Origin of the sequence: Methylobacterium sp. Leaf99 (genome assembly GCF_001422375.1) — a bacterium.
In the GTDB taxonomy this organism is placed as follows: Bacteria; Pseudomonadota; Alphaproteobacteria; order Rhizobiales; family Beijerinckiaceae; genus Methylobacterium.
Genome location: NZ_LMMU01000002.1, coordinates 24775 through 39885, shown reverse-complemented (window position 1 = coordinate 39885; position 15111 = coordinate 24775). Strand labels below are relative to the sequence as shown.

The following is a 15111-nucleotide window of genomic DNA, read 5'->3' as shown; positions in this document are numbered from 1 at the left end:
CGGCGTCCAGAAACCGCGCCTTGCGCCGCGAAGACTGACTCTCAGCTAGGCGGGCGATGAAGGACCACGCGCGATGACCGCGTTCAAGGAACTGGTGTTCTCGGGCGTCCAGCCCACGGGCAACCTGCACCTCGGCAACTATCTCGGCGCCATCAAGCGCTTCGTGGAGATGCAGGCGCGCGACGCGCAGTGCCTCTACTGCGTCGTCGACATGCACGCGATCACCCTGTGGCAGGACCCTGCGGCCCTCAAGGGCCAGATCCGCGAAGTCACCGCCGCGTTCCTGGCCGCCGGCATCGACCCGAAGCGCAGCATCGTCTTCAACCAGTCCCAGGTGCCGCAGCACGCCGAGCTCGCCTGGATCTTCAACTGCGTCGCCCGCCTCGGCTGGCTCAACCGCATGACCCAGTTCAAGGACAAGGCCGGCAAGGACCGCGAGAACGCCTCCATCGGGCTCTACGCCTATCCGGTGCTCATGGCCGCCGACATCCTGGCCTACCGCGCCACCCACGTGCCCGTGGGCGAGGACCAGAAGCAGCACCTCGAACTCACCCGCGACATCGCGCAGAAGTTCAACAACGACTTTTCGGAGTCGATCTCGGCCCACGGCCACGATGCGGGCGAAGGGTTCTTCCCGGTCACCGAGCCGCTCATCGGCGGCCCGGCCGCGCGGGTGATGAGCTTGCGCGACGGCACCAAGAAGATGTCGAAGTCGGACGCGTCGGACAATTCGCGCATCAACCTCACGGACGATGCCGATGCCATCGCGGCCAAGGTGCGCAAGGCCAAGACCGACCCGGACGCCCTCCCCTCCGAGGTGGCGGGCCTCTCAGGGCGCCCGGAGGCCGACAACCTCGTGGGCATCTTCGCGGCCCTGAAGGACGTGACCCGCGAGGACGTGCTGCGCGATTACGGCGGCGCGCAATTCTCCCAGTTCAAGGGGGCGCTGGTGGAACTCGCCGTCGAGACCCTGGCGCCCCTCGGCGCCGAGATGAAGCGTCTCGTCTCCGACCCGGCCGAGATCGACGCCGTGCTGGCCGACGGCGCCGAGCGGGCCGAGGCCATCGCGGCTCCGACTCTGGACGCGGTCAAGGACATCGTCGGCTTCGTCCGGCGCGGGCCGCGCCTGCACGCCGTCCGGTGAGGATACGGGCGCTCGTCGATCTCGGCCCCGACGTGCCGTCCCCGGTCTCCCAAGGCTCCTTGAGGCCCCGCTCGCCCATGTCGATGCCCCCGGCGATGGGCGGGGCGGCACCGGTCAGGTCGCCCGGACCACCACCTCCACGAGGTTGGCGCTGCCCGAGCGAATCCCGGCCTCGATCGCCGGGGCGATGTCGGCGGCCCGCGTCACCCGCCGCGCCGGCACCCCCATGGAGGCGGCAAGCGCCGGGAAGTCGACGCGCGGGTCGGTGAGATCCATGGCGATGAAGCGGTTGGCGCGCACCGAGGCATAGTGCGACTGGCTCTTCATGAAGGTCTTGAGGATGTTGTACTCGGCGTTGTTGATCACCACGAAGGTGACCGGCAGCTTCTCGTGCGCGGCGGTCCACAGGGCCTGGGGCGAGTACATGGCCGCCCCGTCGCCCACGACGCAGACCACGGGCGCCCGGTCGATGCCGAGGGAGAAACCGACCGCGGCGGGCATGCCCCAGCCGAGTACGCCGCCGCGCATGGCGGCGTATTGGTGGGCGGACGGACTGTCGAGGAAGGTGCGCAGGTGGGTGAGCGTCGCGGGCGCCTCGTCGATGATCGCGGTCTCGGCGCCCACGGCCCGGGCCACCTCGCGGGCGGCGACCAGGGGGGCGATCACCGGGTCCTCGAACGCGGCGTCGGCCGCGGCGGCGAGTTTGCCCCGTCGTTCGACCCGTGCCGCCGCGGCCGCCGCGCGCAGGCCCGTGAAGGCATCGGCGCGGTCGGCCACACGCGGGGCCAGCAGCGGCAGCAGCGCGTTCAGGGAGGCCTGGATGTCGCCCACCGTCGACAGGCTCGTGGCGTAGGTGCGGCCGAGGTCGCGCACGTCCGCGGAGAGCTGGAACACCCGTGTCCCGGACGGCACCGCCGAAACCTCCGAATAGAGCACCGTGATCAGCGACTTGCCCCCGAGGGCGAACACCGCGTCGTAGCGCCCGAGGATGTCGGCGATGGCATCGGCCCGGGTCGGCAGGTTGCCGGCCCAGAGCGGGTGGGCGGTGGGGAACGGGATGTGGGCCGGCCAGGACGAGCCGTAGACCGGTGCCGCCAGCAGATCGGCCAGAGCCACCATCTGGGCGGAGGCGTCCGAGGCGTCGATCTCGTCTCCGGCGATGAGTGCGAGGCGGCCGGGCGCGATGGCGGCGAGTTCGCTCGCCAGCCGGTCGAGGGAACCCGCCACCGCCCGCTGGTCGATGGTCGATGTCTCGCCCGCCGGCACCTGGGTCATCGCCTCCATCACGTCCATCGGCAGGGAGAGGAAGACCGGGCCGGACGGGGCGGCCCCGCAATCGTGGAAGGCGCGGCGCAGGAGCACCGGGATCTGGTCCGGGCTGGTGACTTCACGGGCCCACTTCACCACCGGATCGGCGATGGCGACGAGGTCGCCCATCAACAGCGGATCGGAGAGCGCGTGGCGCAGGTCCTGCTGCCCGGCGGTGACCACCAGCGGCGTGCCGCTGACCTGCGAGTTCCAGAGGGCGCCCATGCCGTGGCCGAGGCCGCCGGCCGTGTGCAGGTTCAGGAAGGCGGCCCTGCGCGCGCCCTGCGCGTAGCCGTCGGCCATCGCCACCGCGGTCGCCTCCTGCAGGGCGAGGATGTAACCGATGTCCTGGACTTCGGTGAGCGCGTCGATCAGCGGCAATTCGGTGGTGCCGGGATTGCCGAAGATGTAGCGCACGCCCTCCGAGCGCAGCACGTCCAGCACCAGGTCGGCGCCCCTCCGGCTCCCGGCGGCGTCCACGGTCTCGATCGTCATGGGCGCTTCTCCCCGACACCCGGCGGCATCGGGGCGAAGCTAGACCATGGACGGGCTCCCACAAGACCCGGGCATCGCCACGGGTGACGACTCCGCGACGATGCCTCAACCCAAATCCGTCCGATCCCTTCGGAATAGGGGATTTGGGCTTCGCTCAGCTTTCGCCGCGCGCCACCCGGGCCTCGTACTCGGGCAGGGCGAGCTGGCCTTCCTTGGCGACGCGGGCCTTGTCCTCGTCCGAGATTACGTCGCCGACCATGTCGAGGCGCTTCCACAGGGCCAGGGGAGTCTCCTTGTCGGGGGTCGGCACGTACTTGTTCTGGGATACCTTCTGGTACTTGTGGATGTAGCGCGGGCAGTTGACCCAGGCCTTCGTCACCTCGATCCGCACGAGGTACTTGGCCTCCGTGTACTCGGCCATCAGGGGATCGTCGCGCAGCATCCGGGCATGGCCCTGGACGCGGACCCGGTGCGGGGTCTCGAAGTCGATGAACAGCAGGCCGACCTTGGCCTGTCCCTCGATGTTGCCCATGGAGTACCACATGCCGTTGCCGTCGAGGCCCGGGAACACGAGGGTGTTCGCGTCGAGCACCTTCACGAAGCCGGGGCTGCCGCCCTTGTAGGACACGGTGGGCATGCCGTCGGGATCGACGGTGGAGAGGAAGAACATGTCGCGGCTGCCGATGAAGGCCGCTTCGTCGGGGCCGACCTCGTCATGGACCCAGCCGGTATCGAGGCGCTCGGCGAGCTTGACGGTCTTGTACTCTTCCTGAAGCGCGCGATGCGCGTCGTAGTAGAGCGATGCCATGTTTGTCCTCCGGGTTTCGGCTGCTCTCAGGCGGGCGGCCGTTGGCGAAAATCATCGCTGGATTTCATGAAGATCACAACAGCGGGGCGCGTCCTTCTCCCCTCCGCGGGAGAAGGTGGCCCGCGAAGCGGGTCGGATGAGGGGAGCGCGGTGTCCGGAGAGGTCGCCCCCTCTCCCGGTCGCTCCGCGACCACCCTCCCCCGCAGAGGGGGGGATGCGCTCACGAAAAAGCCGGCGCCGCTTTCGCGACACCGGCTCCAGTCCTGACGGGCAGCCGAGCAAAGCACGGCTGCACCATCCCAAAAATCAGTTCTTGGACTTGTCGACCAGGGCCTTCTCGGAGATCCACGGCATCATGCCGCGCAGCTTGGCGCCGACTTCCTCGATGGGGTGACGGGCGAGCTTGGCCCGGGTGGCCTTGAACGAGGTCTGGCCGACCTTGTTCTCCAGCATCCAGTCGCGGGTGAACTTGCCCGACTGGATGTCGTCGAGGACGCGCTTCATCTCAGCCTTGGTCTCGGCGGTCACGATGCGCGGGCCGGTGACGTACTCGCCGTACTCGGCGGTGTTCGAGATCGAGTAGTTCATGTTGGCGATGCCGCCCTCGTAGATGAGGTCGACGATGAGCTTCACCTCGTGGAGGCACTCGAAATACGCCATCTCGGGGGCGTAGCCGCCCTCGACGAGGGTCTCGAATCCGGCCTTGATGAGCTCGACGAGGCCGCCGCAGAGCACGGCCTGCTCACCGAACAGATCCGTCTCGCACTCTTCCTTGAAGGTGGTCTCGATGATGCCGGCGCGGCCGCCACCGTTCGCCGAGGCGTAGGACAGGCCGAGGTCGTGGGCGTTGCCGGACGCGTCCTGCGCGATGGCGATGAGGGTCGGCACGCCGCCGCCCTTGAGGTACTCGCCGCGCACGGTGTGGCCGGGGCCCTTCGGGGCGACCATGAGCACGTCGAGGTCCGCTCTCGGCTCGATGAGATTGAAGTGCACGTTGAGGCCGTGGGCGAACAGGAGGGCGGCGCCCTGCTTCATGTTGCCCTCGAGCGACTCCTTGTAGATGTCGCCCTGCAGCTCGTCGGGGGTGAGCATCATGACGACGTCGGCCTGCTTGGCGGCATCGGCCACGTTCATGACCGTGAAGCCCTCGTGCTCCGCCTTCTTGGCGGTGGCCGAACCCTCGCGGAGCGCGATGACGATGCCCTGCACGCCGGAATCGCGGAGATTCAGCGCGTGGGCATGGCCCTGGCTGCCGTAGCCGACGATGACGACCTTCTTGCCCTTGATCAGGTTGAGGTCGGCGTCACGATCGTAATAGACCCGCATGGCGGTACCTTCTCTTTTCTCTCGATTGAGCATGAGTGCGCTCCGGCGCCCTCATCTGAAACAGCATCCGCGCGGCCGTGCGATCGCCCGGCTTTTAGCGAGACGCATCCCTTGACGAAAGGGGAATCGTCGCATGGGCTTCACGCAGGGAGTCGAAGACCCTCGCGGGCGAAGACGGCCTGCACCGCCGGGCGCTGCGCCATGGCCCGTGCGTGGGCCGTCCAGTGGGGAAAGCGCTCGGCCATGTCGAACCCGAGCGCCGGGCCGCGCCCCCAGGTCCAGAACAGCAGCAGGTAGGGATCGACGACGCTGTAGCGCTCGCCCAGGGCCCAGCCGCCGTCGGCGAGCCGCACGTCGGTCATGGTGAACAGGTCGCCGCAGGTATCCGCCCCCTTGGCCTGGATCGCCGGATAGGCGTCCTCGTCCGTGGTGTAGCGCTCGGCCCGCCGGACATGCGCGTAGGCGATGTGATGGTTCGTCGCCATCCAGGCGAGCCACTCGTCGGCCCGCGCCCGATCGCGCGGTGCCTCCGGCCACAGCCCGGCCTGCGGATGGATGCGGGCGATGTGGCGCAGGATCGCGGTGTTCTCCGTGAGGACCCAGCCGTCCTCCACCAGGGCCGGCACGCGCCCGCGCTCGTTGACGGCGAGGTATTCGGGCGCACGCTGGTCCCCCCTGGCGAGGTCGAGCCGCACGGTCTCGAACGGCGCGCCGGTCTCCTCCAGGGCGATGTGGGCGGCGAGCGAGCAGGCGCCGGGGGCGTAGTAGAGGGTGGTCATGGTGCTGAGCCTTCTTCGGTCGCAGGGCCAAATTGCAAGCCGATCAATGCTGCCACCTTCGCGCGGACTTCCGCGAGTATGGGATCGGGGACTGTCCCGAGTGGGCGGAGGATGCGCGCCCTGCGATCGATCGAGCGCACCTGATCGGCGAGGATTGCGCCGTCGACCCCCAAACCCTCCGGCAGAAAGATCTTGGTCGGCCAGGGATCTCGATTTCGGGTGACCGGGCAGATGATGATCCGCCGGGTCAGCGTGTTCATTTCAGGAGTCGAGATGACGAGGACAGGCCACTTGCCGCGTTGCTCGGTTCCGAGGACGGGGTCGAGATCGACGAGGATCAGGTCGCCCGGCTCGTACGGACGATCAGCGGGGATCGTCATCGTCGATGATCTCGGAACCGACATCCGGCCCCCAATCGACGGTCGGAGGCTCGAAATCCGGTCCGAGTCGTCTCATTTCCGCAGCCATCTCGGCCATCGTGAACACGGGGAACCCGTTGACGTAGCGGCGGGCGGGCGGAGGTGTGAGGGGTGCGGGCACCGGATCGATCTCCACTTCCTGGCCCTCGACGAGACCGAGCTTCCGCACGTCCTCTCGGGTTACCGAGAGGACGAAGTCATCCCCGCTCCGCTTCAGCCTTGCCCTCATCACATCATTCCCGGCACGTCTCCGGCACCTTACCACCGTTGAGAAAAATGCCTCACATCGCCTCCGAACCCCGCCCCATGGCGGCGATGCCGGTCCGGGAAATTTCCACCAGGCCGATCACCGTCATCAGGCCGATGAAGCGGTCGATCTCCTCCGTGGTGCCCGTGACCTCGAACACGAAGGAATTCAGGGTCGCGTCGAGGGTCTTGGCGCCGAAGGCGGCGGCGAGCGTCAGGGATTCCGTGCGGTGCTCGCCGGTGCCCGCCACCTTCACGAGGCAGAGTTCGCGCTCGAGGGACAGACCCTGCAGCGTCAGGTCGACCACGCGGTGGACGGGCACGAGCCGGTCGAGCTGCGCCTTGATCTGCTGGATCACCGCGTCGGTGCCGGTGGTGACGATGGTGATGCGCGAAATGTGCCGCGCCACCTCGGTCTCCGACACCGTGAGGCTCTCGATGTTGTAGCCCCGGCCCGAGAACATGCCCGAGATGCGGGCGAGCACGCCGGGCTCGTTGTCGACGATGACGGCGAGGGTGTGCCGGTTGACGGGCTCGACGCGGCCGGCATCGGGGTAGTGGGTGTTCATCGCGTTCATGGCTTGCCCCAGTTCCTACTCTTCGATTGTCCGCCCGCCCGGCTCCAAGCTGGACCCGTTCCAGGCGTCATGATACCGCGCCGCCCATGGACAGTCGCCAGCGCACGCTCGCCGCCGTGAGGCCCCACGGCCGGACCGGCGTCGAACTCGGCCCCCTCGACCGGCCCCTCGTGCGCCGCAGCGACGGCGACATCCTCTACGCCGACCATCTCTCGACGGAAGGCCTCGCCCGCAAGTACGCCGGTCACGCCGCGGCGGGCCCGCGGGCGCGCGGGGCCCTGGTCGAGGTCGATCTCGTCCTCGAACATCAGACCCTGCACCAAGCCCTCGGGGCCCGTGGTCCCGTGGACTACATCGTCGCCTCGCACGTCATCGAGCACCTGCCCGACGCCATCGGCTGGCTTCGGGACTGTGCCGACGCCCTGCGCGAGGGCGGCCTGCTGTTCCTCGCCGTGCCCGACATGCGCTTCACCTTCGACCGTGGGCGCAGCCTCACCACCGCCGGCGACCTCGTCGGCGCGCACCTGGCCCGCGCCACCCGTCCGAGCCCGGCCCAGGTCTACGAGCACTTTTCCCGGGCGATGCAGGTGGATGCCGGTGCGGTCTGGGCCGGGCGCGAGACCCGCTTCCCCCCGTTCGAGGGGCACGGGCCGGAGGCCGGCCTGGAGCATGCCCGGCGCATCCACGAGACCGGGGCGACGATCGACGTGCATTGCAGTGTCTTCACCCCCGACAGTTTCGTCTCCGCCCTCGGCGAGGCGATCGCCATCGGCCTGGTGCCGTTCGCCTTCGCGGAGGTGACCCCGACGCAGGCCGGCGAGATCGAGTTCTTCGCCCTGCTGCGGAAATGCGAGGCCGCCACCCCGGCCGAGCGGGCCGCTTTCACGCCCCGGCCCGACCGGCATGCCCCGCGCCCGGCGGCGCCGGGCTGGCGCAGCCGGTTGGCCAACGCGCGCCGCCGGGGCGACCCGCGCTAGAGTGCTCTCCGACGAAGTGGATACCGGTTCGTCGCAAGCGAGCACGACAGAACAGGGCGTTAGAGACGTGATCCGATCCAACTGGATCGGGCACGGCTCTAGGGAGCGAGGCACGGGCGGCGCCCGGCGAGGCGCCGGTCAGACCAGCATCTTGCCCTCTTCCGAGATGATGTCGCCGATCTCGGCTCCGGTCTCGCCGAGGTAGTCCGACAGGATCATCTCGTTGTGGGCCTTGCCCGACGGGATCATCGGGAAGCAGTTCTCCTTCTTGTCGACGACGCAGTCGAAGATCACCGGCCCGTCGTAGTCGAGCATCTCCTGGATCGCCGCGTCGAGGTCGCCGGGCTTCTCGCAGCGGATGCCCTTGGCGCCGTAGGCCTCGGCGAGCTTGACGAAGTCCGGCAGGCTCTCGGAGTAGCTCTGCGAGTAGCGCGAGCCGTGCAGCAGCTCCTGCCACTGCCGCACCATGCCCATGTACTCGTTGTTCAGGATGAAGATCTTGACCGGCAGGCGGTACTGCACCGCCGTGGACATCTCCTGGATGTTCATCAGGATCGAGGCCTCGCCGGCGATGTCGATGACGAGCCCGTCCGGATGGGCGAGCTGCGTGCCGATGGCGGCGGGCAGGCCGTAGCCCATGGTGCCGAGGCCGCCGGAGGTCATCCAGCGGTTCGGCTCCTCGAACTTGAAGTACTGCGCCGCCCACATCTGGTGCTGTCCGACCTCCGTGGTGACGTAGGTCTCGCGGTCCTTGCACGCCTCGTAGAGGCGCTGCACGGCGTATTGCGGCTTGATGATCGTGCCCGACGGCCAGTAGGCGAGGCAGTCGCGCGCCTTCCACGTGCGGATCTTGGCCATCCAGGCGTCGAAGCGCTCCGGGTCCGGCCGGGTCGGCAGGGCCTTCCAGGCGGCGAGCATGTCTTCCAGCACCGAGCCGCAATCGCCGACGATCCCGACATCGACCTTGACGACCTTGTTGATCGAGGACGCATCGATATCGACGTGGATCTTCTTCGAGAACGGCGAGAACGCGTCGAGGCGCCCGGTGATGCGGTCGTCGAAGCGCGCACCGATGCAGACCATCACGTCGCATTCGTGCATGGCGAGGTTGGCCTCGTAGGTCCCGTGCATGCCGAGCATGCCGAGGAACGTCTCGTCGGAGGCTGGGAAGGCGCCGAGACCCATCAGGGTCGAGGTCACGGGGAAGCCCGTCTCGGCGGCGAGCTGGCGCAGCAGGGCCGAGGCGTGCGGGCCCGCGTTGATGACGCCGCCGCCGGTGTAGAGGATCGGCCGGCGGGCATTCGCCATGAGCTCGACGGCCGCCTGGATCTGCGCGGCGTCGCCCTTGAAGGCGGGACGGTAGGTCTTGTGGCCGTTCTGGGTGGGGCGCTCGTAGAGACCGCTGGCGAACTGGATGTCTTTCGGCAGATCGACGACGACGGGGCCCGGGCGCCCGTGCGAGGCGACGTAGAACGCCTCGTGCAGGATGCGCGGCAGGTCGGCGATGGATTTGACGAGATAGTTGTGCTTCGTGCAGTGGCGCGTGATGCCGACGGTGTCGCATTCCTGGAACGCGTCGGTGCCGATGAGGTGCGTCGGCACCTGACCGGTGATGCAGACCAGCGGGATCGAGTCGAGCAGCGCGTCAGTCAGGCCGGTGATGATGTTGGTGGCGCCGGGCCCCGAGGTGACGAGGACGCAGCCGACCTTGCCGGACGAGCGGGCGTAGCCCTCCGCGGCGTGGACCGCCCCCTGCTCGTGACGCACGAGAACGTGCTTCAGGGTCTCCTGGTGGTAAAGCGCATCGTAGATCGGCAGCACGGCGCCGCCGGGATACCCGAACAGCGTATCGACACCCTGATCCTGAAACGCCCGGATGACCATTTCGGCCCCGGTCATGACCTCGCCGCCCATCGTCCTGCTCCTCGAACCCTGTCCTGAAATCCGTTTCGTCTCGTCTCGCGGCAACAAAAAAGGGCCCCGAGGGACCCTGCATGCGCCACCATCCGGATCGCGACCCCTGCTGTCAGGGCCGCCCCGTCGGTGGCGCGTTCGTTACGATGAGGATGAAACGCATCGGAAAACCGTTTGCCAGTTCGACCGCCGTCGCGGCGAATCGAAGATCGTGTCGGGTGTGGTAGACGACACGATCCCTCGGGTCAACGGTAGGCCTTCAGGTCGAGGCGGGGCTATTCGGCAGGAATTTCGCCCAGAATCGCCCCGGTGCGGGGATCGGCGTCGAACTTCATCCGGCGGCCGTCCTTGATGCCCTCCCCGTCCCAATGGCCGTCGTCGGCTTCGAGCTTCGTCACCTCCGAATAGCCCGCCGCCTTCAGGGCCTGCCGGGTCTGGGCGGGTGTCAGCCAGTCCGCGCCCGGCGTTCCCGCAAGGGCCGCACCCGCGGCGAGACAGAGAGCGAGGGTGACGGAGAGCGAGACGATCCGTTGCATGACTGGCCGGTCCTCGACGTGAACGCGCGCCCACCCGGCGCCTGGTTGATGATAGGTCGGCGACATCTCTCACCCAACACCGAACTCCCTCGCCCACCCTCTCGGGAAACATGCGATCGCCGGTGCGAGGGGTTTGCCCGCCCGTCCCGCTCTGTCCTAGTCTGGAGGCTCGTGTGTCGGCGAGGACGGGTGTCCGAAAAGGCTTGCCCGGCCGCGCGACAACGGTCACTCCGCTCATCCCCAGACCATCGTTGGATCAGATCCTGTCCGGCACCACAGCCTTCCTCCTCCTCGATGTCGCAGGCGTTCCCTGTGCCTTGGCGCGGACGTCCGTGCGCGAGGTGCTTCCCCTGCCGGACCTGCATGCCCCCCCGGCGGCGGGCGGACCCCTCGTCGGGTTCCTCAACCTCGGCGGCGTGCCGGTGCCCGTCGTCGATCTCGCCCGGCTCCTCGGCCTGCCGGCACGGGAGGGGGCCGAGACCGACGACGATCGCCACATCGTCCTCGACGCGGAGGCCACCACGGCGTTCCTCGTCGACCGGGCCGAAGACCTCGTCGTCGTCCCTGATGCGGCGATCCGACCCGTGTCCGAGGCCCGGACCCTCAACGGTTGCGTCGCGGCCGAGATCGTCCGTGGCGACGGGTTGGTCCACGTGCTGGATCGCGCCCGCCTGCTCACCGTCGAGGAGCGGCAGCGGCTGGACGGCTTCACGCGCGCCGCCGCCGAGCGGCTGGCCGCCTTCGGGCCCTGCCCTGCATGAAGTGGCCCGTCCGGCCCGACTCACAGACCGATCCGGCCTTCCCCGCCCTCAAGGCGCGGATCATCGCGCGCACCGGCCATCACTACTACGTCGACAAGGACGACCTGCTGCTCGATCGTCTGCGCAAGCGCTTCAAGGCGAACGACCTGCCGGGCGCCGCCGCCTATGCCGCACTCCTCGACGACCGGACCCGGGGGGCGGCCGAATGGGCGGCCCTGGAAGCCGAGATCACCATCGGCGAGACGTTCTTCTTCCGCTACGCCGAGCAGTTCGCGGCCCTGCGCGGCACGATCCTGCCCGGCCTGATCGCGGCCCGGTCGCACGAGCGCCGCCTGACGATCTGGAGTGCCGGCTGCTCGACGGGGGCGGAGCCCTACTCCCTCGCCATCCTGCTGCACGAACTCCTCGGGCCCGCCCTGCCCGATTGGCGCATCGCCATCACCGGCACCGACATCAGCACGGCGGCCCTGGCGACCGCCCGGACCGGGCTCTACGGACGCTGGGCCCTGCGGACCCTGCCGCCCGAGGAGCGCCTGCGCTACTTCGCCCCCGGCCCGATCCGGCCGGGCCCCGGCCGCGAGGGCACCTACACCCTGCGTCCGGAGTATCGCCGGATGGTGCGGTTCGAACGCCGCAACCTGATGGAACTCGTCGACGGCACCGCGCCGCCCGAGCTCAACGGGTTCGACCTCATCCTGTGCCGCAACGTGCTGATCTACTTCGAGGCGGAGGTGGTGCTCGGCATGGTCCGGAGCCTCGGCCGGCGCCTGGTGCCGGACGGCTGGCTCCTCATCGGCCATGCCGAGCCCAACCCGGCCTTCGCCCACACCCTGGAGGCGGTGAACCTGCCCGGCACCGTCGCGTACCGTCCGGGCGGTGCCGGGGAACCGGCCGTCCCGGTCGCCGACCCGGCCGTTTGGGAGCCCGCCCACCCGTGGATCGGCGAAGGGCCCGCCGAAGCGGGCGGCCCCGGCGCCGCGGACCCCATCGCCGCGGACGGGCCGCGCGAGTCCGTGCTCGCCGAAACGTCGCGGTCGGAGACGTCGGAGGTCCGATCGCCGGGGGACGATGCGGTCGGGGCCGGCGATCTTGCGCAGATCCGCGCCCTGAGCGACGCCGGTGAGACCGCCGAGGCGTGGCGCCGGGCCCGTGCGGCCCTCGGTGTCGCACCGATGGAGGCGGCCCTGCACTATTACGACGGCCTCCTGGCGCGGACCCTGGGGCGCGAGGCGGAGGCCGAGGGCGCGTTGCGCCGCGCCCTCTACCTCGATCCCGGCTTCGTCATGGCCCATTATCAGCTCGGCCTGCTCCTGATCGCCGTGGCGCGACCGGCGGAAGGCCGCCGCTTCCTCGACAACGCCATCCGCCTCGGCCAGACCCTGCCGGCCGGGGCGCATCTCGCCGAAGCCGATGGGATCGGGCCGCGGGAACTGGCGCAGAGTGCGGCTTTGGCCCGTTCCGCCGTGGAGGAGCCCGCCCGATGAACCGAGCCGCCGAAACCGTCCGCCGGCGGGCCCTGCGCGCCGCCCGAACCCTCGCCTTGGCCGGCCGCGACGGGGGCGTCCAGCGCCAGGCGCCCCTGCGGCCGTTCCTCGTCTGCACCTGCGGCGCGGATCGCTACGGGCTGCCCCTGGCCCAGGTGGCGCAGGTGCTGGCCGCCCGCCCCGTCACCGCCGTGCCGGGCGCACCCGCCGCCCTCCTCGGCGTCATCGCCCTGTCGGGCCGGGTGGTGAGCCTCCTCGGGCTTGCCCGCGCCCTCGGACGGGCCGATGCCGTTCAGTCCGGCGCCGGCCACGTCGTGGTCCTGCGCGGCGGTGCGGCGACGGTGGCCCTCGCCGTCGATCGGGTGGAGGGCGTCGTCGCCGTCGCGTTCGCCGACCCGGACGGTCCCGCCTCCGGCGCCGGTCTCCTCGCCCCGGCCGCCGCCGGGTTGGGCGCCGAGGCGGTTTCGGGCTATGCCCCGGCGCAGGCCGGCGCCGGTGACGGCCCCGGCTTCGTCGTCGTCGATCTGCCGCGCCTCCTCCGGCGCTACCTGTCCTGACGCCGCCCGCCCGGGGCGTGCCGGTTTCGCGGAGCATTGAGCCAGCCTGTGTCGATCTCCATCGGAAAACGCATCCTCCTCGGCTTCGTCGCCATCACGGTGGTGATCCTGGCGCTCGGCCTCTACGCCCTCGACCAGATCAGCGCCGTGCGCGAGAACATGAACACCATCGTCAAGCGCGACCTGACGGTGGCGCGCCAGCTCGACGACCTCGGCAACAAGGCCCGGGACATGGGGCTCCTGCGGCGCAACGCGGTGATGGCGGCGCTCATGCGCAACCGTCCCGAGTCGGAACTGACCCAGACCATCGAGACCTGGCGGCGCATCGGGCAGGAATCGGAGGTGCTGTTCGGCGACATCGTCCGCACGGCCAACGGCTATTCCGCCACGGCGCCCTCTCCGGCCCGGTCCCTGGCCTGGAAGAAGCTCGCCGACACCGCCGGTCTGGCGGCCAATGATTTCCGGCAGTTGCGCGCGGTGAGCGAGCCGCAATTCGCCGCCATCACGGCCCGGGACACCGACGCCATCGAGGCGCGCAACGAACCGATCAACCGGATGCAGGAGCTGCTCCTCGCCGATATCGAGCGCACCCGCGAAGCCCTCGACGAGGGCATCGCCGCCGGCCAGCAGCGCGCGGCCGACATCTACGACCGGAGCCTGTGGTCCATCGTCCTGACCCTGGCCGCGAGCGTGCTGCTCAGCATCCTCGTCACCGCCCTGATCCGGCGGGGCGTGGTCAAGCCCCTGGAGGACGTGATGCGGTTCGCCGAGCGCGTCGGCGACGGCGACCTCTCGGGCACCCTCGATGCCAGGGGCAACGACGAGATCGGCCGCCTCGGGCGCACCCTCAACGGCATGGTGGCGGGGCTGGCCGACCTGGCGCGGACCAACCGCGCCGCCACCGCCGACCTCAACGCCGCGGCGGCGGAGATCCGCGCCTCGGCGCAGGAGCAGGCGGCCTCCGTCGAGGAACAGTTCGCCGCCGTGCAGGAGACGGCGGCCACGGTGGACGAGATCACCCATTCGGGCGCCCAGATCGGCAAGCGCGCCGGCGAGGTCATCGCCACGGCCCAATCCACCGCCCAGACCTCGCGGGCGGGGCTGCGGGCCGTGGCCGACACCGCCAAGGCCATGGAGGCGATTCGCGAGCAGGCGGAGGCGGTTGCGGGCAACATCGTCGCGGTTTCCGAGAAGACCCAGGCCATCGGCGACATCATCACCACCGTCAACGACATCTCGGAGCGCACCCACCTGCTGGCGCTCAACGCCGCCATCGAGGCGGCCGCCGCCGGCGAGAGCGGGCGGAGCTTCGCCGTCGTGGCCTCGGAGATGAAGCTGCTGGCCGATCAGGCCAAGGCGGCGACGGGGCAGGTCCGCACGATCCTCGGCGAGATCCAGCGCGGCATCAACACGTCGGTGATGCTGACGGAGGAGGCGGTCAAGCGCGCCGCCGCCGGCAAGGCCCGCTCGGACACCACCCAGCGGACCATCGAGGAGATCACCGCCAAGGTCGAGGAGAGCGTCCAGACCTTCCAGCAGATCGTGGCCTCGACCAACCAGCAGCAGCTCGGCATCGAGCAGGTGATGGGCGCCCTCCAGAACATCCGGCAGGCGAGCCAGCAGACGGCGGCCGGCACCCGCGAGGTCGAGGCGGCGTCGGCCAACCTCACCGAGCTGGCCCAGGCCCTGATGACCCTCGCCGAGCGCTACCGCCATTGACGGTTTCCGCCGCGGAACCCGGGACTTCATCCATGACGAAGACATGGTTAACGAAGGACT

General features: G+C 69.7%; 15 protein-coding genes. 6 read left to right on the top strand and 9 right to left on the bottom strand.

Annotated features, from left to right (window positions below; genetic code table 11):
- The first annotated feature begins 73 nt into the window (after positions 1-73).
- The gene (trpS, locus tag ASF28_RS10325; RefSeq protein WP_056091689.1) at positions 74-1144 is read left to right on the top strand and encodes a tryptophan--tRNA ligase; all 1071 of its coding nucleotides are present in this window, start codon (positions 74-76) and stop codon (positions 1142-1144) included.
- A gap of 114 nt (positions 1145-1258) precedes the next feature.
- Here the strand turns inward: trpS and ASF28_RS10320 are convergent, their stop codons facing one another.
- From ASF28_RS10320 to ilvN, 7 genes are all read right to left on the bottom strand, one after another.
- Positions 1259-2947, bottom strand: a complete 1689-nt coding sequence (locus tag ASF28_RS10320; RefSeq protein WP_056091685.1) for a thiamine pyrophosphate-binding protein — start codon at positions 2945-2947, stop codon at positions 1259-1261.
- 154 nt (positions 2948-3101) lie between these two features.
- Positions 3102-3755 (bottom strand): pyridoxamine 5'-phosphate oxidase family protein, encoded by a 654-nt coding sequence (locus ASF28_RS10315; RefSeq protein WP_056091682.1) that lies wholly within the window; start codon positions 3753-3755, stop codon positions 3102-3104.
- Positions 3756-4061: 306 nt separating this feature from the next.
- Positions 4062-5081, bottom strand: coding sequence for a ketol-acid reductoisomerase (gene ilvC / locus ASF28_RS10310; RefSeq protein WP_056091680.1), 1020 nt, complete (start codon positions 5079-5081; stop codon positions 4062-4064).
- A 140-nt stretch (positions 5082-5221) separates the two neighbouring features.
- Positions 5222-5860, bottom strand: a complete 639-nt coding sequence (locus tag ASF28_RS10305; protein WP_056091677.1) for a glutathione S-transferase family protein — start codon at positions 5858-5860, stop codon at positions 5222-5224.
- Positions 5857-6240, bottom strand: a complete 384-nt coding sequence (locus tag ASF28_RS10300) for a type II toxin-antitoxin system PemK/MazF family toxin (RefSeq protein ID WP_056091673.1) — start codon at positions 6238-6240, stop codon at positions 5857-5859. Before ASF28_RS10300 ends, ASF28_RS10305 begins: the two co-directional genes overlap by 4 nt.
- Positions 6224-6448 carry a MazF family transcriptional regulator gene (locus ASF28_RS10295; RefSeq protein ID WP_244474980.1) on the bottom strand — a complete coding sequence of 75 codons (225 nt, stop codon included), beginning with the start codon at positions 6446-6448 and terminating at the stop codon, positions 6224-6226. Before ASF28_RS10295 ends, ASF28_RS10300 begins: the two co-directional genes overlap by 17 nt.
- A gap of 112 nt (positions 6449-6560) precedes the next feature.
- Positions 6561-7103, bottom strand: coding sequence for an acetolactate synthase small subunit (gene ilvN / locus ASF28_RS10290; RefSeq protein ID WP_056091668.1), 543 nt, complete (start codon positions 7101-7103; stop codon positions 6561-6563).
- 86 nt (positions 7104-7189) lie between these two features.
- On the opposite strand from ilvN, the gene ASF28_RS10285 reads away from it, so the two are divergent.
- Complete coding sequence (locus ASF28_RS10285) at positions 7190-8080, top strand: class I SAM-dependent methyltransferase (protein ID WP_056091665.1); 891 nt, start codon at positions 7190-7192, stop codon at positions 8078-8080.
- A gap of 138 nt (positions 8081-8218) precedes the next feature.
- On the opposite strand, the gene ASF28_RS10280 is transcribed toward ASF28_RS10285, so the two are convergent.
- Together ASF28_RS10280 and ASF28_RS10275 are read right to left on the bottom strand one after the other, a co-directional pair.
- Positions 8219-9994, bottom strand: a complete 1776-nt coding sequence (locus ASF28_RS10280; protein ID WP_056091662.1) for an acetolactate synthase 3 large subunit — start codon at positions 9992-9994, stop codon at positions 8219-8221.
- A 275-nt stretch (positions 9995-10269) separates the two neighbouring features.
- A complete protein-coding gene (locus tag ASF28_RS10275) occupies positions 10270-10530 on the bottom strand; it encodes a PepSY domain-containing protein (RefSeq protein ID WP_056091661.1) in 261 nt (86 codons plus the stop codon).
- A 260-nt stretch (positions 10531-10790) separates the two neighbouring features.
- Here ASF28_RS10275 and ASF28_RS10270 point away from each other — a divergent pair, with 260 nt between their 5' ends.
- Genes ASF28_RS10270 through ASF28_RS10255 form a run of 4 tightly spaced genes read left to right on the top strand, consistent with a single transcriptional unit; the run spans position 10791 to position 15051 of the window.
- Positions 10791-11291, top strand: coding sequence for a chemotaxis protein CheW (locus ASF28_RS10270; protein ID WP_056091781.1), 501 nt, complete (start codon positions 10791-10793; stop codon positions 11289-11291).
- A complete protein-coding gene (locus ASF28_RS10265) occupies positions 11288-12775 on the top strand; it encodes a CheR family methyltransferase (RefSeq protein ID WP_056091658.1) in 1488 nt (495 codons plus the stop codon). The genes ASF28_RS10270 and ASF28_RS10265 overlap by 4 nt, the downstream gene beginning before the upstream one ends.
- On the top strand, positions 12772-13332 hold the full coding sequence (locus ASF28_RS10260; protein WP_056091655.1) for a chemotaxis protein CheW: 561 nt from the start codon (positions 12772-12774) through the stop codon (positions 13330-13332). Before ASF28_RS10265 ends, ASF28_RS10260 begins: the two co-directional genes overlap by 4 nt.
- A 48-nt stretch (positions 13333-13380) precedes the next feature.
- Positions 13381-15051 (top strand): methyl-accepting chemotaxis protein, encoded by a 1671-nt coding sequence (locus ASF28_RS10255; protein WP_056091653.1) that lies wholly within the window; start codon positions 13381-13383, stop codon positions 15049-15051.
- Positions 15052-15111: the final 60 nt, after the last annotated feature.